Below are 23,596 nucleotides of genomic sequence, written 5' to 3'. Positions count from 1 at the left end.
CGGGAATTTGCGGGGGCGATACAGTTCGATGATGACCGATGGTGTCGCTGAATCCGACGCGATTCCGGAGCTGCCCACCACGGCCTGGGCCGTGCTCGGAATGCTCTCGCACGCAGAGGAACTCTCCGGTTACGACCTGAAGAAGTGGGCCGACTGGAGTTTGCAGTTCTTCTACTGGAGCCCGTCGTTCAGCCAGATCTACGCCGAGCTGAAACGGCTCGAGAAGCACGGCTTCGCGGTATCGCGAACCGTGGTGTCCGAGGACGGAATGCGCGGCAAACGCATGTACGCCATTACCGAGAGCGGCCGGGAAGCCGCCTCGCACTGGGTGAATCATTCACCGGTGGAGGCGCCGGTGCTGAAACACAGTGTGATGCTGCGGGCCTGGCTGGGCCATCTGGCCGAACCGGAGCGCATGCGCGAGATCCTCACCCAGCACATCGAATACACCGAGAAGATGCGCCGCCGGGCGCAGGCCGACGCCGACGGCGCGGAAGCGAATCCGGACTGGGCGTATCCGAGCGCGGTATTGAAGTGGTGCGTAAGGCATTACGAGGCGGAGAAGGAATTCGCCGAGGACTTGCTCGCCGATATGGAGAAACTGGCCAGGAAGCGTAGCCGCCGAAAAGCCGCCGGCAAGCAGTTTTCGGAAGATTCCCACTGAATGGGCACAGCGATAGTCGGCTAAACCAGGGTGTGACACGGTTCACGAATCGTGTTACCTACCCATTGGAGGACGCAATATGTCCACCTCCGTCGACACCGCGGTGCCTTCGGGCCCCGTTGACGACACCGGCCGTCTCGACGGTGCGTCGAAGCTGCGGATCTTCTCTGTTCTCGCGGTGATCGTGCTGTTCACCGAGGTCGCGCCCATGCAGTACGTCATGGTCTCCGCGGCGCTGCGCCAGATCGCGCCGACCTTCCCCGGTCACGGCGCGAACATCAACTGGGCCATCATCATCTTCGGCGTCATCGGCGCCGCCGCGTCCCCGTTGATCGGCAAGCTCAGCGACATCGTGGGCAAGAAGCGGATGTTCCTGGTCTGCGGCGTGCTGTTCATGATCGGCTGCGCCATCTGCGCGGTCACCAGCAACTGGATGCTGTTCCTGGTGGGCCGCGGTCTGCAGGCGACGGCCATCGCGACGGCGGTCATCTCCTACGGCCTGATCCGCGATCTGATGCCGCGGCATCTGGTGCCGGTCGGCCTGGGCGTCGCCTCCACCGGCCTCGGCGTCTCGGCGCTGGCGGGTCCGCTGATCGGCGGCTGGATCGTGGAGCACTACAGCTGGCGGGCCATCTTCTGGTTCCTGTTCGTCTTCACCGTCGTGATGATTCCGCTGGTGATCGCGATCGTCCCGGAGTCGAAACTGCGGGTGCCGCAGAAGCTGGACTTCATCGGCGCGGCCGTGCTCGGCGCGGGCCTGGTGCTGACGCTGGTGTACCTGGACAACGGTCAGGCGTGGGGCTGGACCAAGCCGTCCTCGCTGGCGTACCTCATCGGCGGCCTGGCGCTGCTGGCGCTGTTCCCGGTCATCGAGCTGCGGGTCAAGCAGCCGATCATGGATATGAAGCTGCTGTTCACCCCGCGCGTGAGCGTGGTGCTGTTCATCGCGCTGCTGGCGTCCTTCACCATCGGCTACCAGTCCTACGCGGTCGGTTACATGACCCAGTCGCCGCCGGCCTCCGAGGTGGTCGAGCAGGTCAAGGCCGCCACCTGGGAACAGGTGAAGACCGGTGCGCTGCAACAGGCTCAGGCACAGGCCGAGGCCGCCGCCAAGGCACAGCTGCCCCCGGGCGTGGAACTGCCGCCGGGCGCGGTGAAGGTGCCGGAGGAAATGGTGCTCTCGCAGCTGCCGCCGGACATGGTGAAGGTGGATCTGAATCCGGGCTACACCTACGGTGACGGTTTCTCGCTGCTGAAGTTCGCCACCCATATCGCCCTGTTGCAGTCGATCATCTCCATGGTCTTCGGTTTCCTCGGCGGTCTGTGGATCCGCAAACTCGGTGCGCGCCAACCGCTCATCCTGGCGCTGGTCATCTTCGTCGGCTCCTCCATCGCCTACGCGCTGCTCGCCCACACCTGGGGCGTGCTGGCCATCGTGAGCGCCGTGTTCGGCATCGCCTTCGGCCTCTATTACGCGGCCACGCCCAACCTCATAGTCGAGGGTGTGCCCGCCGAACAGCAGGGCATCAGCGCGGGCATGCTGGGCGTCATGCAGGCCATGGGCGCGGCGATCGGTCTCGCGGTGGCGACGGCCTTCCTCAATGCCAATCCGGTCAAGGTGGATGTGGCGGTGATGGGCGCGCCCACGGTCACCAAGGACGTGGATCTGCTCTACGCCGACAAGGGCTATGAGATCAGCTTCTACTTCATCGCGATCGCGGCGGTCGTCGCCCTGATCGGCACGGTGATCATGAAGCACGGCCGCACCCCGGCCACCGGCGGTACGGCCCACTAGGTCGCCACTGCCTCGTCCAAGGCCCGGAAGCTTCGGCTTCCGGGCCTTTTTCGTACCGGTGAGCGGGACCCCACCTCGTTGTTCTTCGTCAGTCATATTTCGATTAGAAGTACTGAAGGAGGTGGTCGACGATGACCGGTGAACTCGACAGCATCGCAACCGCGGTGGCCGCGATCGCGCGCGGCGGCATGGTGCTCGTGGTGGACGACGAGGACCGTGAGAACGAGGGCGATCTGATCCTCGCCGCAGAACTGGCGACGCCGGCGAACATCGCCTTCCTGGTGCGCCACACCAGCGGCGTCATCTGCGTGCCGATGACGGGCGAGGACTGCGACCGGCTGCACCTGCCGCCCATGACCGCGGTCAACGAGGACCCCAAGGGCACCGCCTACACCGTGTCGGTGGACGCGGTCGCCGGGGTGAGCACCGGCATCTCGGCCGCCGACCGCGCCCGCACCATGCGCGTGCTGGCCGATCCGCGCACCACCCCGGATCAGCTGTCGCGGCCCGGGCACGTGTTCCCGCTACGCGCCAATCCCCGTGGGGTGCTGGGCCGGCCGGGTCATACCGAGGCCGCGGTGGATCTCATGCGGCTGGCCGGGCTGCGGCCCGCCGGGGTGATCGCGGAGGTGGTGAACGACGACGGCACCATGGCGCGCCTGCCCGAACTGCTGGTCATGGCCCGCGAGCACGAGTTGCCGATCATCTCCATCGCCGACCTGATCGAATACCGGAAACAGTTGGAGCACGGCATTTCCCGGGTCGTGGAGACGCGGCTGCCGACCCGCTTCGGTGATTTCCGGGTCATCGGGTACAGCGACGAGCATTCCGGCGCGGAGCATCTGGCGCTGGTGTACGGCGCGCCATCGGGCGAAAGCGTGCTGGCGCGCGTGCATTCCGAATGCCTCACCGGCGATGCCTTCGGCTCGCTGCGCTGCGACTGCGGCGAACAGCTGGACGCGGCGCTGGAAGCCGTTGCGGCGGAGGGGCAGGGCGTGGTTGTCTACCTGCGCGGGCAGGAGGGCCGCGGCATCGGACTGCTGAACAAGTTGCGCGCCTACGAACTTCAGGACGGCGGGGCCGACACCGTGGACGCCAATGTGCGCCTGGGCCTGCCCATCGACGCCCGTGACTACGGTGCGGCCGCGCGCATCCTGCTGGATCTCGGCGTGAATTCGGTTCGGCTGCTGAGCAACAACCCCGCCAAGCAGTCGGGGCTGACCGCGCACGGGGTCGACGTCACCGACCGTATTCCGCTGGTCACCCAGCCCACCGAGCACAATGTGCACTACCTGCGCACCAAGCGCGACCGGATGCGGCACGAGCTGGCCGAGGCGGATGTCGCGGTCGGGTTCCGCTGACGCCCTCGCCCGAAAACGACTGTGCCCCGCCACGATTGCTCATGGCGGGGCACAGCGCTGTCTCAGCAGGTGGTGGTCACCGGGTCACCGCGGAAGCGGGCCTCCACGTACTCCCAGGCTTCCGGGAAGCCCGCGACGGCCGTGGTGAGATGCTCGGCGATCTCGTACGGCTTGAAGGTGAGCGGAACACCGGCCTGGCAATAGCGTTGCGCCACTTCCTCGACCGGGCCGAAGAAGGTCATGGTGTCGAAACGGCCCTGCCAGAAGAAAGTGGGCACCGTCGGCAGCAGATCGGAGTAGCGCAGGCTGTTCTCGCGCAGCACGGCGTGCGCTTCGGGGCTGCTCATCATGTCGCGGGAGGCGGCCAGCTGCGCGGCATTACGGGTGACGCCGTGGAAGAGCAGGAAGCGGCGGCAGGCGTCCTTGGTGAAATCGCGGAACCAGAGCCCGTTCTCGTTGAGCTGATCGGAGACCGGTAGTCGATCCGGGTACTCCCGCTCCAGGCCCATGGCGGCGGCGAAGGCGAGACCGAAGCCGGGGTGCGGGTCGAAACCCAGGGCCAGGGCCATTTCCCGCAGATCGGCCGGGATGCCACCCGCCACCACGGCGGTCAGCTTCAGATCCGGCGCGTAGGTCGGCTGCATCGCGCCCGCCCACGACGTCGCCATCCCGCCGCCGGAGTAGCCGGCCAGCACGGTCGGCACATCGGCGAGACCGAGTTCGCTGACCTGCTTCACCGCCTTGACGCTGTCCAGGGTCACCATGCCGCCGAGCTTGGCCGCGCCGTAAGCGACCGTGGGACCGAGATAGTCGGGCATGGAGATGGCCCAGCCGCGGCCGATGGGCAGCATGGCGCCCGCCGAGTCCTGCAGCTCGCCGTTGAACAGCGAACGCGACGGACTGCATTGCGTGCCCAGGGAATTGATCAGCGCCTGGTAGGACACCAGCGGCGGGTTCTTCACGCCCTGCGGCATGAGCACGGTGGTCATGCCCATGATCGGATTGCCGGCCGAATTGGTGGACCGGAAGGCCACCTGCCAGCCGTCGGTGTGGACGTAGAAGCCCGGGTCGATGCGGCGCACCCGCACCACGTCACCCGGCTTCTTGTCGGCCAGGTCGCTCGGGGCCTGGAAGAACGGGTCCGGATCGGGCGTGGGGTACAGCGGATTCGCGCCGGCGGGCGCGCTCAGCAACGCGGCGGACGCGGCAACGGTCAATACCAAGATCATGATCTTGATAGCGGATCTCAACATGCCAACCTTCGGAAACAGCGGGAACACCCTAGGGGGACTAGCGATCCGGTGCACCGGTCGACAGTGACCGGCGCAACAGGACGCTGTGAAAATAGCGTTCTTCTGTCAAAGTGCCCAATCCAGGGTGCGGGAACTTGGCGAAACGACAATGGCGACCCACCGCCGATGTCATCGATCACAACGGAAATGCGGCGGGAGCCGCCTTCAACGCGTCCGGCGCATCGTCTATCTTTCCTGCATGAGAATCGCAGTAGCCCAATTGTCCTGCGTTCCAGTCGACATCGAGGCCAATGTGGAGCAGATGGCGGCGCTGGCCAAGGAGGCGGCACAGCTCGGGGCCGAGCTGGTCGTATATCCGGAACTGGCGCTGACCGGATACGAGCCCGACGATCTCGCCCACGACCCGACCCGGTGGACGCATCCGAAGGATCCGCGCCTGACGCCCTTGCGCACGGCAGGCATCGCCACCGTCGTCAATGGCGTGGCGGCCACCGAGAACGGCCCGGCCATTACGACTTTCGTGTTCGGACCGGACGGCGACCTGCTGACCACCTATCGCAAACAGCATCTGTACGCCGAGGAACGCTGGGTGTTCACGCCCGGAAACACCGACGGCCGCTTCGAATTGGGCGGTGTCCGTTTCGGATTGGCGACCTGCTTCGACAATCACTTCCCGGAACTCACGGCGCGCGCCCACGACGACGACTGCGATGTACTGCTGGCCAGTTCCCTCTACGGCTCCGAAGCCGGGATGACCGAGCGGGCGACCGTGTACCCGGCCATCGCCGAGCGGGATCGGATGTTCGTGGCGCTGGCCAATCACGTCGGCGCGGCCGGGGAATGGATCGGCTGCGGGCGCTCGGCCATCTGGGCGGCGGGCGGCGAACTACTCGCCGAGGCCGACGGGACCAGCGCGATGGTGGTGGCGGCCGATATCGGCTGACCTCACCGCATCGAATGCTCGGCCAGCCATTTGCGGCCCCGGGTGGCCGAGGCGCGCGCGAGCCAGGCGTCCTGGACGACTTCGCTCAGTTCCGCCAGGGACACCTGGCCGACGTGCGCGCCGCGCAGCAGGACCGACAGGTGTCCGGCGAAATGCGGGGTGGTGAAGAACGGCGAGTCCGGGTCCTGGGTGAGGGCCAGCTTGTCGGCTTCGGACGGCACCCAGAAGATGATGACGTCGTCCCAGCGCTCCCCCGTGTGCGGATCGGCGGCGTCGCGGCTGGGCGTGCGGAAGTAGACGAAGGACTTGCCGCCCACCTGATAGACGGGATTGCCCTTCGGACCGTGGATCAGGGTCACGTGCGGCATGCCCAGCGCGAGCTGATGCACGTCGTCGAGGCGGGCCCGGCGTGGTCTCGGCACGGAATCGAGTTTAGGGCGACCCGAGCCGGTCCCACTACCACCCGGTAATAGCTGTAAAGCATGGTTGTATTGGGCGTTTTAGGCCCGGGCGCTGGCTTGGAACCGGGCAAATCACATAGGTTGGAGCACATGGCGCGGCGTGTCAACGGAAACCTCCCCGAAGAGGTCACTAGTTTCGTCGGCCGCCGCGACGAACTCGCAACCGCCAAACGGCTGCTGCCGACCACGCGGGTGCTGACGCTGCTCGGGCCCGGCGGGATGGGCAAGACGCGGCTCTCGCGGCAGATCGGGCAGCTGGTGTCGCGGGCCTTCCCGGACGGGGTGTGGCTGGTCGAACTGGCCGATGTGCAGGACCCCAATCTGGTCACGCTGAGCGTGGCCGAGGCGCTGCTGCTGCGCGACGAATCGACCGCGCCGCTGCCCCGGCTCACCGAGTTCCTGGCCGACAAGCGGCTGCTGCTGATTCTGGACAATTGCGAGCATCTGATCGACGCGTGCGCGGCGCTGGTCGGGCGGATCATCGCCACCACCCCGGACGTGCGGGTGCTGGCCACCAGCCGGGAAGTGCTCGGTATTCCCGGAGAACAGGTGATGACGGTGCCGCCGCTGTCGGTGCACGACGCCGACCCGGGCGAGGACAGCGACGCGCTGCGGTTGTTCATCGAGCGCGCCACCGCGGCCAATCCGGGCTTCACCGCGACCGCCGCGAACCGGGCCACACTGGAGGAGATCTGCCGGCGGCTGGAGGGCATGCCGCTGGCGCTCGAACTGGCGGCGCTGCGGTTGCGGGTGTTCACCCCCGAGCAGATCGTGGCGCGGCTGGACGACACCATGGATCTGCTCAGCGCCGGACCGCGCACCGCGCCGCAGCGGCAGCAGACCATCGAGGGGGCGATCCGCTGGAGTTACGACCTCTGCACGCCCGGCGAACAGCGGCTGTGGGAACAGCTTTCGGTGTTCGCCAGCGGTTTCGACATCGATGCCGCCGAGGCCGTCTGTGATCTGGGCGGCGCGTCGCTGATGGAGGCGCTCACCGGGCTGGTCGACAAGTCGGTGCTGATGGCGCGCTATGACGATGCGGTGGGCCGGTATTCGATGCTGGAGCCGATCCGCCAATTCGGCGCGGACCGTTTGACCGAGCGCGGCGAGGCTCCGGCCGCCCGGGCCCGCCATCACCAGCACTACCGGCGCTTGGCGCTGCGCGGCAATGCCGCCTACCCGACCGGCGACGATGTGGCCTGGTTCCGCGACCTCACCCGCGAACACGCGAATCTGCGTGCGGCCCTGCGCTCCGGCCTCGCCGACTCCCCGCTCACCGCCATGGAGATGGCCTCCGTGCTGCGCCCGTTCTGGGAGCACAATCGCTTCCTGTCCGAGGGTTACCGCTGGCTCACCGAAGCCCTGGACCGCAATCCGGAACCGACCGCGGAACGCGCCCGTGCGCTGTCCTCCGCGGCTTCCCTGGCCGCGTTGCTCTCCGATGTGGAGGCGGCCAGCGCGCTGCTGGTCGAATGCGTGGAACTCGGTGCGTCCGTGGGCAATACCCACATCATGGCCGAGATGACCCTGGACGAGGCGCTGCTGGCCTTCTCCGAGAACAAGCCGGTCTCCGCGCTCGAGTTGGCCCGCAACGCCATCCGCTTCGCGGCCGACAGCGGTCAGCTGGCCATCGAAATGGACAGTCTCGCTTTCGCTTTCATGTGCGCCCAGATCACCAAGGCGGGCGACAGCAGCGAATTGGCCGAACGTTTCCTGAAACTCACCACCGCCTCCGGCTCCCACCTGCTGGGCGGCCTGGCGCTGTGGACGGTCGGCATCGACCACTGGCGGCGCGGCGAGAACGACGTCTCCGCCGACTTCCACACCCGCGCCATCGAACAACTGGCCCTCTTCGAACGCTGTATCTGGCTCGCCTCGGGTTTCGAGGGCCTGGCCTGGACCGAGGCCGCCCGCGGCGACCTGGAGCGAGCCGCCCGCCTCATGGGCGCCGCCGAATCCCTGCAACGCAGCACGGTCCGCCTGGCCCACTCCATCACCGGCGTCATCGCCGACAAGGAACTCCAATCCGTCCGAGAAGCCCTCGGCGAGAAACCCTTCCGCGAAGCCTTCGGCGCCGGCGCCAACCTCCGCCTCGAGGAAGCCATCGACTACGCCCTCCGCCGCGAGTCCGCCACCCCCGCCGCAGATCCCGCTCCGCCCCGAAAACCGCTACGCGCCAAACAATCCCCCTCCCCCATGGCCGCCGACGTCCTCACCCGCCGCCAAAAGGACGTGGCCCGCCTGGTAGCCGCCGGCCACACCAACAAACGCATAGCCACCGAACTCGTCATCTCCATCCGCACCGCCGAAACCCACGTCGAACACATCCTCACCAAACTCGGCCTCACCTCCCGCACCCAACTGGCCGCCTGGGCCCACGAACACGACCTCTGAGCAATCTGCACTCGACCAGCGCTAGCTTTGGTATATGGCCGCTATCCACATCCGCGACGGGTCGGAGCGAACGCCGCATGCCGCCCCGGAACCCGTTTCCGGTCGAGCGCCTGAGCCCGTCGGGTTGACCACAGCGCACACCTCGGGCACCGGCACCTGGCACCGGGAGGAAATCTACGACGAGAACGTGCGCTCCACTGCCACCACTTGATCGGACGGCGGGCCGGTCAAGACGGTGTCGGCCATGCCGCCGGCTTTGAGATAGCTGTTGAAGAAGGCGGCTGAATATCGCATGTAGGCATCGGCTTTGGCGGCGAACTCGGCGGGCTGGTGGTTGCGGGACGGTAGTAGGGAACGCAGCAGGGGGTTGAGGGAGACGGTGTCGCAGGCTACGGCGTGGTCGGTGTTCTTGATCTCGACGAAGTATTTCGGGCCGGCGGCGGCGGAATAGATGGCCCACTGCGGGTCTCGCGGGGTCTCCATGTAGGGATCGTCACCGTTGATGAACATCACGGGGATACGGAGATCGGCGGCGCTGCGCGCGATGTTCGACTGGCCGATGAAGGTCGGGGGCGCCATCGCGAGAATGGCCTTGATGCGGGGATCGCGCATGGCAGCCGGATCGGTCAGTGCACGGACGGACGGCAGGGTGCAGGGGTCGATGCGAGCCATCGCGCCGCTGTTCGCGTCCGCTCGCTGCGCGGTGTCGGTCGCCTCGCAGCGGATCGACATACCGCCTGTGAACAGGGAGTAGGTGGCGCCGAGGGAGTGACCCGACATGCCGATTCGATCCGGGTCGATGAGCTCGGCGAGCGGGGAGGCCGGATCGCTGTTGCGGGCGAGGGCGGCATCCAGCGCGAAGGCGGTCTCCTGGGCACGGTAGGTCAGGCCGAAATCGGTGCGGCGGAACCAGTCGCTGAAGGCCGAGAAGACCGAATCGCTCATATTGCGAGTGGGAATGCCGCTCAGCAGCGTGGGTATGTCGGCGAGGCTCCAGCCCGGTGTGGTGGCCGCGGCATCCCAGTGATCGATGCCGATCACCACGTAGCCCTCGCTCGCCAGGTTCTGGGTGAAGAAGTAGTAGCCGTCGCCGGGAGTTCCCAGGCCGGGTGAGAACACGATCAACGGGTAGGGGCCGCCGGAACGATCCGCGGGCGCGTCTTCGATTGCGGCGCCGGTGATTCCGGTCGGGGTGACGTAGGGGTCGCGCGCGGTGGCGGTCGCCGGATACCAGGTGGTTATCCGCATCGGCCGGTCCTGGTAGGTGAAGGTCTGCACGTGCACGCCGACGGCATGCGGGCCGAGCGGGGCGGCCGTGGGCACGGCGGCCGCCGGGACCGGGATCGGGAATCCGGCGACCGGGACGGTGCCCGCCCAGGCCAGTCCGCAGGCCGTCGCGAGGGTGAGTGGCAGGCGAACGAGCCACCCGAGAGCTGTGCTGCGGCGGCTGCGCCGATCCGGGGAGAACATGGGCCAACCGTGATCGATCCCGGATCGGGCGGGCAATACAGTTCTGCTGTGCGGAAAAGAGCGCCGATCGAGCGTCCGGCCTATGTGCTGGAGTCGGTCGACAACGCCCTGCGACTGGTGCAGATGCTGCGGGACGTCGGCGCGCTCCGGCTCACCGATGCCGCCCGCGAACTCGGCATCGCGCCCTCCACCGCCCACCGGCTGCTGGCCATGCTGGTGTATCGAGGATTTGCGGTGCAGGACGAGAAGCGCGTCTACCACCCGGGGCCGGCGCTGGAAGCCGTTCCCGCGCAAAAAGATTGGACCCGGGCGTTCGCGGATCGGTGCCGGCCGTTCCTGGAGACGCTGGCCGAGCAGGTCGGCGAGACCGTCAATCTGGTCATCAGGGTCGGCACCCAGGTGCGCTTCCTGTGGTCGGCGGAAGCGGACCGGCCGCTGGGCGTCGGTGATCGGCGGGGGCAGGTGCTGGACGCGGAACTCACCGCCGGCGGCCGCATCCTGCTCGCCGAACTTCCCCGCGACGCCCTGGAGCGGCTGTACCTGCGTCCCGAGGAGAGTGCGCCGGAACAACTTCCGTGGGGCGATCGCCGGCTCCCGCCACCGGAGTTCGAGCGGTTCCGGCGCGATCTGGCGGCTGCGGCGGCGGTCGGTTTCGCACTCAATGTGCAGCGCACGGAGGAGGGCATCGCGGCGTTCGGTGTCGCCATCCACAATCGGCGCGGGGAGCCGCTCGGTGCACTGGCCGTGGCGGTCCCGCTGGCCCGATTCCAGGACCATGCGCAGGGACCGCTGGTGGCGCGCATGAAGCACATCGTGCGCGACCTCGAACTCGAGGTCGCCGATATCGACCCCTAGCTCGCCCCGCCGAGGTTCTCGACGGTGACGGGGTCGATCTTCTCGTCGGCGGGCAGGTCGAAGCCGAATACCTGGGCGTAGAAGCTCAATTCGGAGTCCAGGGCCTTGCGGATGTTGTCGGCTTGGCGGAAGCCGTGCTGTTCGCCTTCGAAGAGCAGGTAGGCGACCGGGATGCGGCGCTCGCGCAGGGCGTCGACGATCATCTGGGATTGGTTGGGCGGCACTACCGCGTCCTCGGTGCCTTGGAGGACGATCAAGGGGCTGCGGAAGCGGTCGATCTGGTGGATCGGGGACAGTTCGCGGTAGCGGTCGCGCTGGGCGGGGTATGCGCCGATCAGGCCGTCCAGGTAGCGGCTCTCGAACTTGTGGGTCTCGGCGGCGAGGGCTTCCAGGTCGGCGACGCCGTAGTGGTCCGCGCCCGCGGCGAACGGGGTGTCGGGGCGGGCCAGCGCGGCGAGGGTGGTGTAGCCGCCGGCCGAACCACCGCGAATGGCGAGGCGGTTCGGGTCGACGCGGCCGTTGTCGGCGAGCCAGCGGGCGGCGGCGATGCAGTCGGCCACGTCGACCACGCCCCAGGCGTCGCGCAGCAGTTCGCGGTAGGCGCGGCCGTAGCCGGTGGAGCCGCCGTAATTGACGTCCACGACGGCGAATCCGCGACTGGTCCAGTACTGGGTGGCCGGGGACAGCACCGGCACGGCGTGGGCGGTGGGGCCGCCGTGGATGAGGACCAGCAGGGGCGGCAGTGCACCGCCGGGACCGCGGTAGCCGGCGCTCGCGGGCGGGTAGAACAGCGCGTGAGCGGTGCGCGGCGCACCGGTGCGATCCGTCGACGGGAACGAAATCGGTTCGGGCGCGGAGACATCGGCGGTCTCGAGGCCGAGTTCGCGGGGTGCGCACAGTGTTTCGGTCCGCACCACCGGGCCGTCGAATTCGATTCGGTAGATGCCTGGTTCGGTGGTCGGTGCGCCCGCCACCACGACCACCGCGTCGTCGGCCGCCCGCTCGATCGCGGCGATCGCGGAGAACGGCAGGTCCAGCTCCGTCACCGAACCGTCCGCGTGACGCACCGCGAGCCCGTCGTAACCGTCGCGCCAGCGCGCGAACACGATGCTCCCGTCGCCGAGCACGGCGTAGCGAGCGGACCCCAACTGCCATCCCGGAACACCGATTTCGGCCTCCACCTCGATGAGCGCCTCGATCGCACCGCCCGGCGTCCAGCGGTAGAGGTTCCACCACCCGTTGCGATCGGACAGGAACAGCAGGGACCCGTCCGGCTGCCAGCGCGGCTCCTGCACCGACTCCCCCGGACCGCCCGCGACCACCGTGTCCGCACCGGTCGCGAGCTCCCGCACCCGCAGCACGGTGTCGTCCCACGGCATCGAAGGATGGTCCCAGGTGACCACCGCGAGCCGGGTCCCGTCGGGGCTCAGCCGGGGCGCGACGGCGAAATCCGTTCCGCTGAACAGGATTTCCGGCTCCGCGGGCCGGTCGGTAGCCAGCCGCACGATCTCGTTGCGCACATCGATCGCACCGCGTCCGCCGACCGGATGGTGTTCCCGGACGGCCACCATGGTCCGCCCGTCCGGACCGACCGCGCCGTCGCCGTAGCGATCCCCGCGCGGCGTCTCCGGCTCCGGGGTCAGCGCGACCGGCGCCCCGTCCCGCTCGATCCGGTACACCCGCTGATCGGCCCAATTGACGAAATAGAGCACGCCGTCGCGCACCCACCATGCGGCCCCGCCGTATTCGTGCACGGCGGTACGGGCGTTCATGTCCTCCGGCAGCAGATCGACGCGCACGCCGTCGACGCCGCGCCGCACGATCTGGGTCCGCCCGCCTTCGTCCGGCCGCCCCTCCGACCAGTACACGTCGGCCCCGTCCACCCGCACCTCGCCCAGCCGCACCGCGGCACTGACGACGCTCTCGGAGGTGATGGAGGTGGGCCAGGACCCGAACGGCAACTCGGTGATCGTCATCCGGCCAGGTTAGCCCGCGCGCCGGAAGTGCGGGTTCGGGCCGCTACCGGTATTCGGGGTTCTCGTAGTCGAAGCGGCAGCCCGCGTCCCATTCCGAACGCTGGTTGCCGTACACCGGGAAACCGTTGTTGTCCTTGAAGATCCGGGCCAGATGCATCAGGTTCCAGGTCATGAACGTGGTGTTGCGGTTGGTGAAATCGTTCTGCGGGCCCCCCGAGCCGGGATCGAGGTAGGAAGGCCCGGGCCCGGCTTCGCCGATCCAGCCGGCGTCGGCCTGGGGCGGAATGGTGTAGCCGAGGTGCTGCAGGCTGTAGAGGACGTTCATGGCGCAGTGTTTGATGCCGTCCTCGTTGCCGGTGATGAGACAGCCGCCGACCCGGCCGTAGTAGGCGTACTGTCCGGCGGCATTGAGGATCGAGGAGTTCGCGTACAGCCGTTCGATGACGCGCTTGGTGACGGAACTGTTGTCCCCCAGCCAGATCGGGCCCGCCACGACCAGGATGTCGGCCGCCATCACCCGTTCCTGGAGTGCGGGCCATTCGTCGCTGGCGGCGCCGTGCTCGGTCATATCCGGCCACACGCCCGGCGCGATGTCGTGGTCCACGGCGCGAATGTGATCGACCGTGACGCCGTTCTTCTCCATGATGTGGGCGCTGGCGTCGATCAGCCCCTGGGTATTGCTGATCTCCGGGGACGGTTTGAGCGTGCAGTTGATGAACAGGGCGCGGAGGTCGTCATAGGTCGGCATGGACCCAGTGTCCGCGCGATCCCGCGCCCCCGGGCGGTTCCGCGCGTCCGGTCAGTGTTTCGTCATGCCTCGCACCGATCGGCGCGGAAGTGGCGGGAGAACGAGAGGATCGTGGCCCCGGCCGCGGCGGCCGCGCACGCCAGCACCGCCCAGCACAGCGAACGCGTCGACGCGGCGCCCCCGAAGGCCAGCAGCACGCCGGTGGTGAGCGCGATACAGAAGGTCGCCGAAAGTCGTTGCGTGAGTTGCAGGAACGACGCCGCCACGCCGTGCAATGAGGAGGGCGAGAAGGCGAGGGTGACGGCGCGCAGCGGCGGTTCCACCACGCCGCCGGACAGGCCGGAGCCGATCTGGAGCGCCGACAGGACCAGGAACAAGGTCTTCCCGTCCCAGTACAGCGCGGCGGCGGCACTGACCGCCAGGCACGCGGTCTGCCCCGCCAGGCCGTAGGTGACCAGGGCCGGACCGTAGGCGGCGAAGAGCCGCTGGCCCCAGCGCGCCGCGATCATCCGCGCCAGCGCGGAGGGAATGAGTCCGAGCGCGATCACGAAGGCGAGCATGTCGCACACCTGCAGGAAGTAGATGGTTTTGATGGTGGCGAAGGCCAGCACCGAGCCGAACCACAGCGACGCCACCGCATTACCGGTCACGTACCCGCGCGACCGCATCAACGGCGGCGCGAACAGCGGCAGCCGGCCGCGCCGTGCGTAGTGCCGCTCCCACCGGACGAGTCCGGCGACCAGCAGCGCGCACGCGGCGACCACGCCCGCGATGGCGAGCCCGGGCAGCCCGGGATCGATCACCGGGACCGTCACCAGGACCACGAGCAGGCCGAGCGCCACGATGGCGGGCAGATCCAGGTCGACGGCGCGGCCCGGGCGCGGCGCCCCCGGCAGCCCGCGGATGCCGAGCACGATGGCGGCGATCGTGAAGGGTATCGGCAGCAGAAGTATTACCCGCCAGGCGATTTCAGCGGGCAGCAGCCACAGCGCACCACCGGCCAGCAGCGGTCCGGCAATGGCCGCCGCGCCGCCCGCCGCCGTGTATCCGGCCAGCGCCCGCAGCCGGGCCGGACCGGTGAAGACGTCCTGGATGACCGCGAGCACCTGGGCGCTGATGAACCCCGCGCCGAAACCCTGTACGAGCCGGCCGCCGATCACCGCCCATGCTCCGGAGGCGACCGCCGAGCCGATCCCGCCGACCAGGAACAACGCCAGTCCGGCGATGAACAGCCCGCGCCGCCCGTAGGCGTCGCCCAGGCGTCCGGCCGGGGCGAGCCCGAGCCCGAACATGAGCGAGAACGCGGCCAGGAACCATTGCACGTCGGAGTCGGCCAGCTGGAGCGCGGACCGCACGGAGGGCGCGGCGAAGGCGACCACGGCGCCGTCCAGCAGGGTCGCGAAACCGGCTGCGTAACAACACAACAGCGCGGCCCGCTGGGTGGGGGCGACGGCCGCGCCGGCAATCGCGGAGCGCTCGGCGCCGGTGGCGGCCGCCGTATCGGTCATCCCCGCACCGCCGCCACCCGAACCTGATTCATCGGACGATTCTGCGATCCCGGCTCCGCCGACAACAGATTTACGCTCGCCATGATCGTTGCGCCGGCGCAATTCGGCTCGCGCTGTGCCTAATACCTGACTACGCGGCGTTCTGCGGCCACGCTGTCTGCCATGACTCAGACCGCACCCGCACCGGATCAGACGGTGGCCCAGCGCTACGGCGACCCCGTACCCACCGCGCCCGCGGCATGGAATCCCGTACTGCAGGTGCTGCACGAGCACCGCTCGGTACGGCGCTACCTGCCCGATCCTATCCCGGATTCGGTACTGCGCCTGCTGGTCTCAGCGGCGCAGTCCGCGCCCAGTTCCTCCAATCTGCAGCTGTGGAGCGTGATCGCCGTCCGCGATCCGGAGCGCAAGGCCCGGCTGGCGGCGCTCGCGGGCGATCAGGACCACATCCGGCAGGCGCCGGTGCTGCTGGTATGGGCCGCCGATCTGGCCCGGGTACGCGAGCTGGCCGCCGAACGCGGGACGCCGCTCGACGGCGCCGACTACCTGGAAACCAGCTACGTCGCTTTCCTGGACGCCGCGCTGGCCGCGCAGAACGCGGTGGTGGCGGCGGAATCGCTGGGCTACGGCACCGTCTACATCGGCGCGCTCCGCAACCACCCGGAGCAGGTGGCGGCCGAATTGCACCTGCCGCCCGGCGTTTTCGCGGTCGCCGGACTGGTGGTGGGCGTGCCGGACCCGGCGGAGGACGCGCGCGTCAAACCCCGCCTGCCGCAGGCGGCGGTCCTGCACGAGGAAACCTACGATCCCGCCGGGCAGCTGGCGCACATCGCCGACTACGAGACCCGCATCGTGACGTTCTTCGCCGAACAGAACCTCACCCGCTCCTGGATCGACCAGACCCTGGCCCGGCTGGCGTCCGCCGAGTCGCTGAACGGCCGCCACCGTCTGCGCGAACAGCTGACCGCGCACGGCTTCCCGCTGCGTTAGCGGAGCTCGTCACCTCCGGGCGCGGGCCAGTTGTTCGACGGCAGCGATCATGCGGTCGATCTCCGCGCAGGTGTTGTAGAAGGCGAACGACGGGCGCACGGTGGCCTCCAGGCCGAAGTGCCGCAGGATGGGCTGGGCGCAATGATGCCCGGCCCGGACCGCGATCCCCTTCTCGTTCAATGCCTTCCCGACCTCCAAGGGCTCGTACCCGGCGAGCACGAACGACAGCACGCTCGCCTTGTCGGCCGCCGTGCCGACCAGCCGCACGCCCGGCACGGCCGCCAGCCGGGGCGTGGCGTAGGCCAGCAGCCCGTGCTCGTAGCGGGCGATATTGTCCATGCCGAGCCGCCGCACATAGTCGATGGCCGCGCCCAGTCCGACCGCGTCCGCGATATTCCCGGTGCCTGCCTCGAACCGGCCGGGCGCGGGCTGGAACAGCGAGCGTTCCAGGGTGACATCGCTGATCATGTTGCCGCCGCCCTGCCAGGGCGGAAGATCCTGGAGCACTTCGGATTTGCCGTACACCACGCCGATGCCGGTCGGCCCGAACAGCTTGTGCCCGGAGAACACGAAGAAGTCGGCGTCGAGCGCCCGGACGTCGATGCCGGTGTGCGGCACCGACTGCGCGCCGTCGATCAAGGTGACCGCGCCCGCCCGGCGCGCCGCCGCCACCACCTCCCGGACCGGGGTGATGGTGCCCAGCGCGTTCGAAACATGGGTCACCGACACGAGTTTCGTGCGGCCGGACAGCAGGCGGGTGTATTCGTCGAGCCGCAGCTGCCCGGTGTCGTCGACCGGAATGACGCGCAGCACCGCACCCGTCTCGGCGGCCAGCAGCTGCCAGGGCACGATATTCGCGTGATGCTCGAGGTGCGAGATGAGGATCTCGTCGCCCGCGCCCAGGTGCTTGCGCCCCCAGGTCTGCGCGATGAGATTGATGCCTTCCGTCGCACCGCGCACGAAGATGATCTCCTCCGCCGAGCCGGCGCCGAGGAAGCGCGCGACCGTGGCCCGCGCGTTCTCGTAGGCGTCGGTGGAGCGCGCCGCCAATTCGTGTGCGGCACGGTGGATATTGGAGTTCTCGTGCTGATAGAAGTGCGCGATGCGGTCGATCACCGCGCGCGGCTTCTGGGTGGTGGCGGCATTGTCGAACCACACCAGCTGATGCCCGTTCACGCGCTCGCGCAGGATCGGGAAATCGTTGCGCACCGCGTTCACGTCGAACGGGGGATGCGGATCGGGCGCGAGCCCGCCGGACTCCGCGCCGAGGAAGTAGAACGGCGAATCGGCCGGAGCCGCCGGGGCTTGCGGCCGCTCCAGGAAGTAGAACGCGGGTCCGGCCGGTGACGCCGGGGGCGCGGTGAAGCGGGTCGGCGTCAACGGGACGTCCAGTGACGGGAGCACCGGCAGCAGCGGATCGTTGTGCACCGCTTCGGCATACGCCGGGGCGGCGTACCCGGCGCCGGCCGCCGGACTCGGATCCCATTGGGGCACGGTGGGTTCGGGCGTCGGTCCGCCCGGCGGCACCGCGCCCGCCCCGGCTGCGGGCAGGTCGCCGACCGAGACGACCGGGGCCCCGGACGGTGCGGCGCCGGCCACGGCCGAGAAGAACTGCCCGGCAAGCCGATTCAGGGTCGCCTCGTCGGGCAACAGCGCCGCCCATTCCGGCCCCGCCGGGACCACCGGCTCCGGCGGGACCGCGGCGTCAGCGGTAGGTCGGCGCGTAGTCATGGAACTTGTCCACCTCGACGCCCTCGAGCAGCCCGACCGCGTCATCGGTCAGCACCGCCAGCGAGCAGTACAGCGACACCAGGTACGACGCGATGGCGCTGCGATCGATGCCCATGAACTTCACCGAGAGTCCCGGCCCCTGCTCCCCCGCCAGTCCGGGTTGATACAGCCCGACCACGCCCTGCCGTGATTCACCGGTCCGGATGAGCAGGAACTTGGTCTTGCCGTCCACGACCGGAACCTTGTCCGAGGGAATGATCGGCAGGCCGCGCCAGGTGAGGAACTGCGAGCCGAACAGGCTGACCGTCGGCGGCGGCACACCGCGCCGGGTGCATTCCCGGCCGAAGGCGGCGATCCCCTGCGGATGGGTCAGGAAGAAGCCCGGCTCCTTCCACACCTTGCTGATCAGATTGTCCAGATCATCGGGGGTCGGCGGCCCGGCGATCGTCGAAATCCGTTGCTTGGCGGCGGCATTCGCGATCAACCCGTAGTCCGGGCTGTTGATCAGCTCGCCTTCCTGATGCTCCTTGATCGCCTCGATGGTCAGCCGCAGCTGCTGGGCGATCTGGTCGTGCGGGCTGGAGTACAGGTCGGAGACCCGGGTGTGCACATCGAGAATGGTGTGCACGGCCTTGAGCCGATATTCGCGCGGATCCTTCTCGTAGTCGATGAAGGTCTCCGGCAGCGGGGACTCGTCGAAGTTGTCGCATTTGATATCGACGGTCTGCTCGTGGGTCACCCGGTTGCGCCGGTAGATACCGGCCTCGACCGGCACCCAGTTCAGCAGATGGACCAACCACCGCGGAGTGATCGACTCCATCTGCGGCACGGTCTTGGTGGCATTGGCCAGCGTCCTCGCGGCCTCGTCACCCAGGGCAACCGGCTGGGGTACAGCGCTCGTCATGGAAACCGCCTTCAGATAGGCAAATTAACCGTTACCGGCGCTCGCTATGCTAACGCCGCGACGAACCGCTGTCCTGCTGAGCTCACGCGCTGGGCGTGTCATTCCAGCTAACAGTGAGGGAACCGAAATCCATCTTAATCCCGCCGGTTTCCGACGGTAAGAGTGCCACGGTGGTGTCCAGGAACGACTGCGCTCCAAGCCATTCCTGGACATGCGACCGCTACAGGCCGTGGGTCAGGAAGTCGATCACGGCGCGTTCGAAGGCGTCCTTGCGCTCCACCTGCACCCAGTGGCCGCAGCGGGAGAAGATGCGCAGGTCCGCGTTCGGGAGCTGGCGGGCGGGGAAGAGCGAGCCTTCCACGGGGGTGACGCGGTCGTCGCGGCCCCAGAGCATGAGGACCTCGTTGGTGAGGCCCTTCAGGCGCGCCCACAGCGGGAGCGGTTCGGCCAGCTTCGGGTTGTAGAAGGTGGCGTAGGCGTCCCGCACGGCCGCGATGGCGTTCGGGTCCGAGGCGGTGGCCAGGCGCTGCTCCACCAGTTCCTCGGTGAGCACGGCCTGGTTGAAGACCATGGTCTTCAACCACGCCAGCACCCGCTCCTTGGTGGGGTCGGCATTGAACTCCATGAGGCGCGAAATGCCCTCGGACGGTTCGGGTCCGAGCACGTTCACGCCGACGCCGCCGGGGGCCATCAGCACCAGGCGGTTCACCCGGTCGCGATGCTCCAGCGCGGTCAGGGTGGCGACCGCACCGCCCATGGAATTGCCGAGCAGATGCGCCTTGCCGATGCCGAGCTCGTCCAGCAGGCCGACCACGGCGTCGGAGGAGATGCGCAGATAGTTGCGGTCGTACACCTCGGCGCGGCCGCTCTCGCCGAAACCGGGCTGATCCACCACGATGCAGCGGAACCGCTCGGCCAGCACCGGCAGGTTGTTGCCGAAGTTGGCCCAGCCGGTGACACCCGCGCCCGAACCGTGCAGCAGCACCAGGGGTTCGCCGCTGCCGGCCTCGTGATAGCGGACCTTGTGGCCGCCGACCGTGGCGAAGCGAGTGGTGTTCTCGGCAGTCAAGGTCATCTAGAGCATCCGATCCGTGACGGTGAGGCCCATCGCGCCCTTGCCGAACATGGCCAGCGCGCGCTCGACATCGTTGATGGCGTGGACGCTACCGGCATGCGCGTCGCGCCAATGCCGTTCGATCGGATTCGGGCGGCGGATGGAGTGGCCGCCGGAGTTCTTGAACAGCAGATCGATTGCCTCCAAAGCGCGTTCGGTGCCGCGCACCTGATCGCGGCGGGCGCGCAGGCGGGAATCGAACGGGATCTCCTCCCCCGCTTCGGCATAACGCAGCTGCTCGGAGATATTGCGCTCCATCTGCAGGATGGCGGCGTCGATCTCGCTGGCGGCGCGAGCGATTCGCACATGCGCGAACGGATCCTCCGACACCTTCTGGCCGCCGTAGGACAGGCGCACCCGCTCGCGCTGCCGCTCCAGATGCGACTCGTACGCGCCCTCGGCCGCACCGATGATGGGCGCGGTGATGGTGTTGGAGAACACGCTGCCGAACGAGATCTTGTACAGCGGCGCGGTATTCACCTGCTGGCCGGGACCCACCAGGTTGGCCTGATCGGCGGCGCTGTAGGTGCGGTAGGCCGGGACGAACGCCTTCTCGATGACGATGTCGTTGGAGCCGGTGCCGGACAGGCCGGACACGTGCCACACGTCCTCGATGACGTAGTCGGTGCGGGGCACCAGGACCGTGTAGTAGTCCATGCCGCCGTTGCCGTTCGGCGTGATCGCACCCAGGAACACCCACTGGGCGTGATCGCAGCCGGAGGAGAAGCTCCAGCGGCCGGTGATCTCGTAACCGCCCTCGACCACGGTCAGCTTGCCGGTCGGCGCGTACGAGGACGACACCAGAACGTCCGGGTTCTCGCCCCACACGTCGGCCTGGGCGCGATCGTCGAACAGCGCCAGCTGCCACGGGTGCGCACCGAGCACCGAGGTCACCCACGCGGTGGACGGGCAGGCGGTCGCCACCGCCCGCACCACCTGGTAGAAGTCCACCGGGGAGGCTTCCGCGCCGCCGTAGCGCGCGGGCTGCAGCATGCGGAACACGCCGGCCTCGGTCAGTTCGGCAATGCTGGCGTCGGGCACCCGCCGCTGCTCTTCGGCCTCCACCGCCCGTTCCCGGATCGCGGGCAGCAGATCCCGAACCCGATCGAGCACCTTGTTCGTCATGCGGGTGTTTCCTCCTCGTGCGTACGGTCTCCCTCGACGCTATGGTCGGGGCGGCCCGGCGAGGCGGAAAAGTCCCGGTCAACGGAATAGCGCTCCCACTGGCTATTTGTGGGCGTACTCCCAGTCGATGTCCTCGTCGAGGGCCGTGCGGATGCGTTCGGCGAGGTCGGGGTTCCAGTCCGCGGGCTGTGCGACGGCCACCCAGCCGTCCAGGACGAGGGTGCCGTAGCGGTGGCCGTGACCGGACGGGACCTTCTGGGCGTGGGCGAGGTCGGCGCTGACTTGCCAGAAGGTGACGATGGGCCACCAGCGAATGGATTTGGAGACGTCGCTGCCGCGCGGTTCCCGCAGCCAATCCGGTTGTTCGAACAGCAGATCCGGCGACCACCACACGATGGGGTCCGAGGCGTGCTGCAGGTACACCACGCGCGGGTTCACCCACGGGCGATCGGGGCGTTCCAGATCGGGAGCGGCGCCGGCGAATCGGACGATGAGGCCGTCCGCGTAGATGGGCAGGATCTGCGGGGTGCCCGGATCCCGGCGCTGCTCGAGCTGGGTCCAGATGCGGTTGGAATTCGGCGGGCCCACCCACAGCACGCCGTCCACCAGCGTGCGAATGTCATCGAGTCCGGTGAACGCGCCCTCCGAACCCTGCGAGCCGAGACTTTCGCCGTAGACCAGGAACTTCGGCCGCTGATCGGCGGGCAGGCTCGCCCATTTCTCGTGCACCGCGTGAATGACCAGCCGTCCCGATTCGGTGGCTTTCGCCTTGTCCGACAGGAACGACAGCACGCTCGGCAGATACGAGTACTGCGTGGCCGCGATGGCGGTATCGCCGCCGTACATGTACTCGAGCGATTCGGCCGTGGTCGAATCCACCCACCCGGTACCGGTGGTCGTCACCACCACCAGCACCTTCCGCTCGAACGCATGCGTGCGCTCCAGCTCCTGCACGACCAACGCCGCGATGTCCTCCGGCGTCTGCGCCGACTCCAGCCCGGCGTACACCCGGATCGGTTCCTTCGCGGGCTTGCCCGTCACCCCGGCGATCCGATCCGAACTGGGCGCATTGGCCACGAACCACCGCCCCTCCGAACCGAGCGTGTCCCACCCAGCCAAAGACATTGGGCTCCCGGACCTTTCGGGAATCTGCGGCTGCACCGCATACTCCGACGTCTTCCCGTTCCGCAGGCTGAACGCCGAATTGGCCACCGAGAAGAACGCTTTCGCCAGCACGCCCTGGAACAGCAGCACCGCCAGCACCACCACCACGACCACCGCACTCGGCACGGCGACCACGCGCGGAATCCGCCAATCGATATTGAGCACCCGGATCACCGTGCGCAGCAACCACCGCACCAGGCGGTACAGCGCGATGACGAACGCCAGCGTCCCCGCCGCCACCAGCTCGGTCCGCAGATAGCTCGACGTCGTATCGGGCGTCATCCCCATCAGGATCTCCAGATCCCGCTGCCACCGCGCCGACCGCGCCAGGATCAGCGCCGCCAGCACCGGCAGCGCCACCAGGATCACCAACCGGCTGATCTCCCGGGTCCGCAACGGCGGATGCCAGAACTTCCCGATCGCCCCCGCCTCCCGCGGAAACCGCGGCAGCACCCACTTCTGCACCGCCCAGGCCAGCACGCACCCCACGCCGTACCCGATGGCCGCGCTGACCCCACTCACCAAACCTTGAAAGATCCAACTGCGCGGCAACAGCGAAGGCGATACCGACCAGGCGAAGAACACCGCCGCCACCAGCAGCCCGGGATAGCTGGGCCGCAGCTTCCGCTCGACCCGCAGCACCGCACCCCAGGCCCGCGCCCGGCCCGATATGCCTGCCGTGGAGATCGCTACGGCTGATGCCGTTGCCGGCTCCTCCGGTGCCTTCTCCTCCGGCGGCTCGGAGGGCGAATCGACCGGCGGGGCAACGATGTCCGCGCCGGACTCCGGGATCAGCTCGTCGCCGGGGTGCGGTCGCAGGTCGTCGTGAGATTCGGGCACGGGCGAATCGCTGGAGCGCGGCTCGTTGCTCATCAGGTGAGTGTTACCGGCGAGTGGGGGCTGGATGGACAGCGACACGCCTTGTTCGAGGGCGTCGGTGGGCGGGTCGCGGTGGGGTCCGCAGAGCGGAAACGAAATAGTGTGGTTGCGTCGGGTGCCGTCCCCGGCTGTGGTCCCCCTGACGGGTGCCGTTCTCTCGCCTTCCGGCGTCGTTACGGCCGTTGTCGACTTCTCGAGCAACAGAACGAAAGACGTTCGAGGTTGAGTGGCACATGAGTGAGGGGGTTTCCGGCGTGTCGC

18 protein-coding genes are annotated in these 23,596 nt (G+C 68.4%); 7 read left to right on the top strand and 11 right to left on the bottom strand.

Features of this window, described 5'->3' with window-relative positions; translation table 11 throughout:
* Positions 1-31: 31 nt before the first annotated feature.
* The 3 genes from NY1_RS10875 to NY1_RS10865 all read left to right on the top strand — a co-directional run bounded on the left by NY1_RS10875 (position 32) and on the right by NY1_RS10865 (position 3,820).
* On the top strand, positions 32-664 hold the full coding sequence (locus NY1_RS10875) for a PadR family transcriptional regulator (RefSeq protein WP_067711433.1): 633 nt from the start codon (positions 32-34) through the stop codon (positions 662-664).
* A 79-nt stretch (positions 665-743) separates the two neighbouring features.
* Positions 744-2,459, top strand: a complete 1,716-nt coding sequence (locus NY1_RS10870) for an MFS transporter (RefSeq protein ID WP_067710818.1) — start codon at positions 744-746, stop codon at positions 2,457-2,459.
* A 131-nt stretch (positions 2,460-2,590) separates the two neighbouring features.
* Positions 2,591-3,820, top strand: a complete 1,230-nt coding sequence (locus NY1_RS10865) for a bifunctional 3,4-dihydroxy-2-butanone-4-phosphate synthase/GTP cyclohydrolase II (RefSeq protein ID WP_067710817.1) — start codon at positions 2,591-2,593, stop codon at positions 3,818-3,820.
* Positions 3,821-3,882: 62 nt separating this feature from the next.
* Here NY1_RS10865 and NY1_RS10860 read toward each other — a convergent pair whose 3' ends face one another.
* The gene (locus NY1_RS10860) at positions 3,883-5,073 is read right to left on the bottom strand and encodes a lipase family protein (protein ID WP_067710816.1); all 1,191 of its coding nucleotides are present in this window, start codon (positions 5,071-5,073) and stop codon (positions 3,883-3,885) included.
* 238 nt (positions 5,074-5,311) lie between these two features.
* Here NY1_RS10860 and NY1_RS10855 point away from each other — a divergent pair, with 238 nt between their 5' ends.
* The gene (locus tag NY1_RS10855) at positions 5,312-6,016 is read left to right on the top strand and encodes a carbon-nitrogen hydrolase family protein (protein ID WP_067710815.1); all 705 of its coding nucleotides are present in this window, start codon (positions 5,312-5,314) and stop codon (positions 6,014-6,016) included.
* A 2-nt stretch (positions 6,017-6,018) separates the two neighbouring features.
* Here the strand turns inward: NY1_RS10855 and NY1_RS10850 are convergent, their stop codons facing one another.
* Complete coding sequence (locus NY1_RS10850) at positions 6,019-6,384, bottom strand: MmcQ/YjbR family DNA-binding protein (RefSeq protein ID WP_067711432.1); 366 nt, start codon at positions 6,382-6,384, stop codon at positions 6,019-6,021.
* A 183-nt stretch (positions 6,385-6,567) separates the two neighbouring features.
* On the opposite strand from NY1_RS10850, the gene NY1_RS10845 reads away from it, so the two are divergent.
* On the top strand, positions 6,568-8,871 hold the full coding sequence (locus tag NY1_RS10845; RefSeq protein ID WP_067710814.1) for an ATP-binding protein: 2,304 nt from the start codon (positions 6,568-6,570) through the stop codon (positions 8,869-8,871).
* A 174-nt stretch (positions 8,872-9,045) separates the two neighbouring features.
* Here the strand turns inward: NY1_RS10845 and NY1_RS10840 are convergent, their stop codons facing one another.
* Positions 9,046-10,341, bottom strand: a complete 1,296-nt coding sequence (locus NY1_RS10840; RefSeq protein ID WP_067710813.1) for an alpha/beta hydrolase family protein — start codon at positions 10,339-10,341, stop codon at positions 9,046-9,048.
* A 48-nt stretch (positions 10,342-10,389) separates the two neighbouring features.
* Between NY1_RS10840 and NY1_RS10835 the strand changes: the two genes are divergently transcribed.
* Positions 10,390-11,196: an IclR family transcriptional regulator gene (locus tag NY1_RS10835; RefSeq protein WP_067711430.1), complete on the top strand. Its 807-nt coding sequence runs from the start codon at positions 10,390-10,392 to the stop codon at positions 11,194-11,196.
* On the opposite strand, the gene NY1_RS10830 is transcribed toward NY1_RS10835, so the two are convergent.
* From NY1_RS10830 to NY1_RS10820, 3 genes are all read right to left on the bottom strand, one after another.
* Complete coding sequence (locus NY1_RS10830) at positions 11,193-13,172, bottom strand: S9 family peptidase (RefSeq protein ID WP_067710812.1); 1,980 nt, start codon at positions 13,170-13,172, stop codon at positions 11,193-11,195. The two genes, NY1_RS10835 and NY1_RS10830, sit on opposite strands and share 4 nt — an antisense overlap.
* Positions 13,173-13,215: 43 nt before the next feature.
* A complete protein-coding gene (locus tag NY1_RS10825; protein ID WP_067710811.1) occupies positions 13,216-13,920 on the bottom strand; it encodes a flavodoxin family protein in 705 nt (234 codons plus the stop codon).
* A 62-nt stretch (positions 13,921-13,982) separates the two neighbouring features.
* Positions 13,983-15,428: an MFS transporter gene (locus tag NY1_RS10820; protein WP_067710810.1), complete on the bottom strand. Its 1,446-nt coding sequence runs from the start codon at positions 15,426-15,428 to the stop codon at positions 13,983-13,985.
* 162 nt (positions 15,429-15,590) lie between these two features.
* Between NY1_RS10820 and NY1_RS10815 the strand changes: the two genes are divergently transcribed.
* Positions 15,591-16,418, top strand: coding sequence for an NADPH-dependent oxidoreductase (locus NY1_RS10815; RefSeq protein ID WP_067710809.1), 828 nt, complete (start codon positions 15,591-15,593; stop codon positions 16,416-16,418).
* A gap of 9 nt (positions 16,419-16,427) precedes the next feature.
* Here NY1_RS10815 and NY1_RS10810 read toward each other — a convergent pair whose 3' ends face one another.
* The 5 genes from NY1_RS10810 to NY1_RS10790 all read right to left on the bottom strand — a co-directional run bounded on the left by NY1_RS10810 (position 16,428) and on the right by NY1_RS10790 (position 23,329).
* Positions 16,428-18,149 (bottom strand): family 2A encapsulin nanocompartment cargo protein cysteine desulfurase, encoded by a 1,722-nt coding sequence (locus NY1_RS10810; RefSeq protein ID WP_084534851.1) that lies wholly within the window; start codon positions 18,147-18,149, stop codon positions 16,428-16,430.
* Positions 18,124-19,053, bottom strand: coding sequence for a family 2A encapsulin nanocompartment shell protein (locus NY1_RS10805; RefSeq protein ID WP_067710807.1), 930 nt, complete (start codon positions 19,051-19,053; stop codon positions 18,124-18,126). The genes NY1_RS10810 and NY1_RS10805 overlap by 26 nt, the downstream gene beginning before the upstream one ends.
* Positions 19,054-19,273: 220 nt before the next feature.
* Entirely contained in the window at positions 19,274-20,128 is an 855-nt protein-coding gene (locus tag NY1_RS10800; protein WP_067710806.1) for an alpha/beta fold hydrolase, read from the bottom strand.
* Positions 20,129-21,292 carry a 3-hydroxy-9,10-secoandrosta-1,3,5(10)-triene-9,17-dione monooxygenase oxygenase subunit gene (gene hsaA / locus NY1_RS10795; protein ID WP_067710805.1) on the bottom strand — a complete coding sequence of 388 codons (1,164 nt, stop codon included), beginning with the start codon at positions 21,290-21,292 and terminating at the stop codon, positions 20,129-20,131. It abuts the gene before it with no gap.
* Positions 21,293-21,394: 102 nt separating this feature from the next.
* Positions 21,395-23,329, bottom strand: a complete 1,935-nt coding sequence (locus NY1_RS10790; protein WP_174567172.1) for an alpha/beta hydrolase — start codon at positions 23,327-23,329, stop codon at positions 21,395-21,397.
* Positions 23,330-23,596: the final 267 nt, after the last annotated feature.

The organism is Nocardia yamanashiensis NBRC 100130 (assembly GCF_001613325.1).
In the GTDB taxonomy this organism is placed as follows: domain Bacteria; phylum Actinomycetota; class Actinomycetes; order Mycobacteriales; family Mycobacteriaceae; genus Nocardia; species Nocardia yamanashiensis.
Note: the sequence above shows the minus strand (reverse complement) of the source record. Positions and strands in the feature narration are given on the sequence as shown.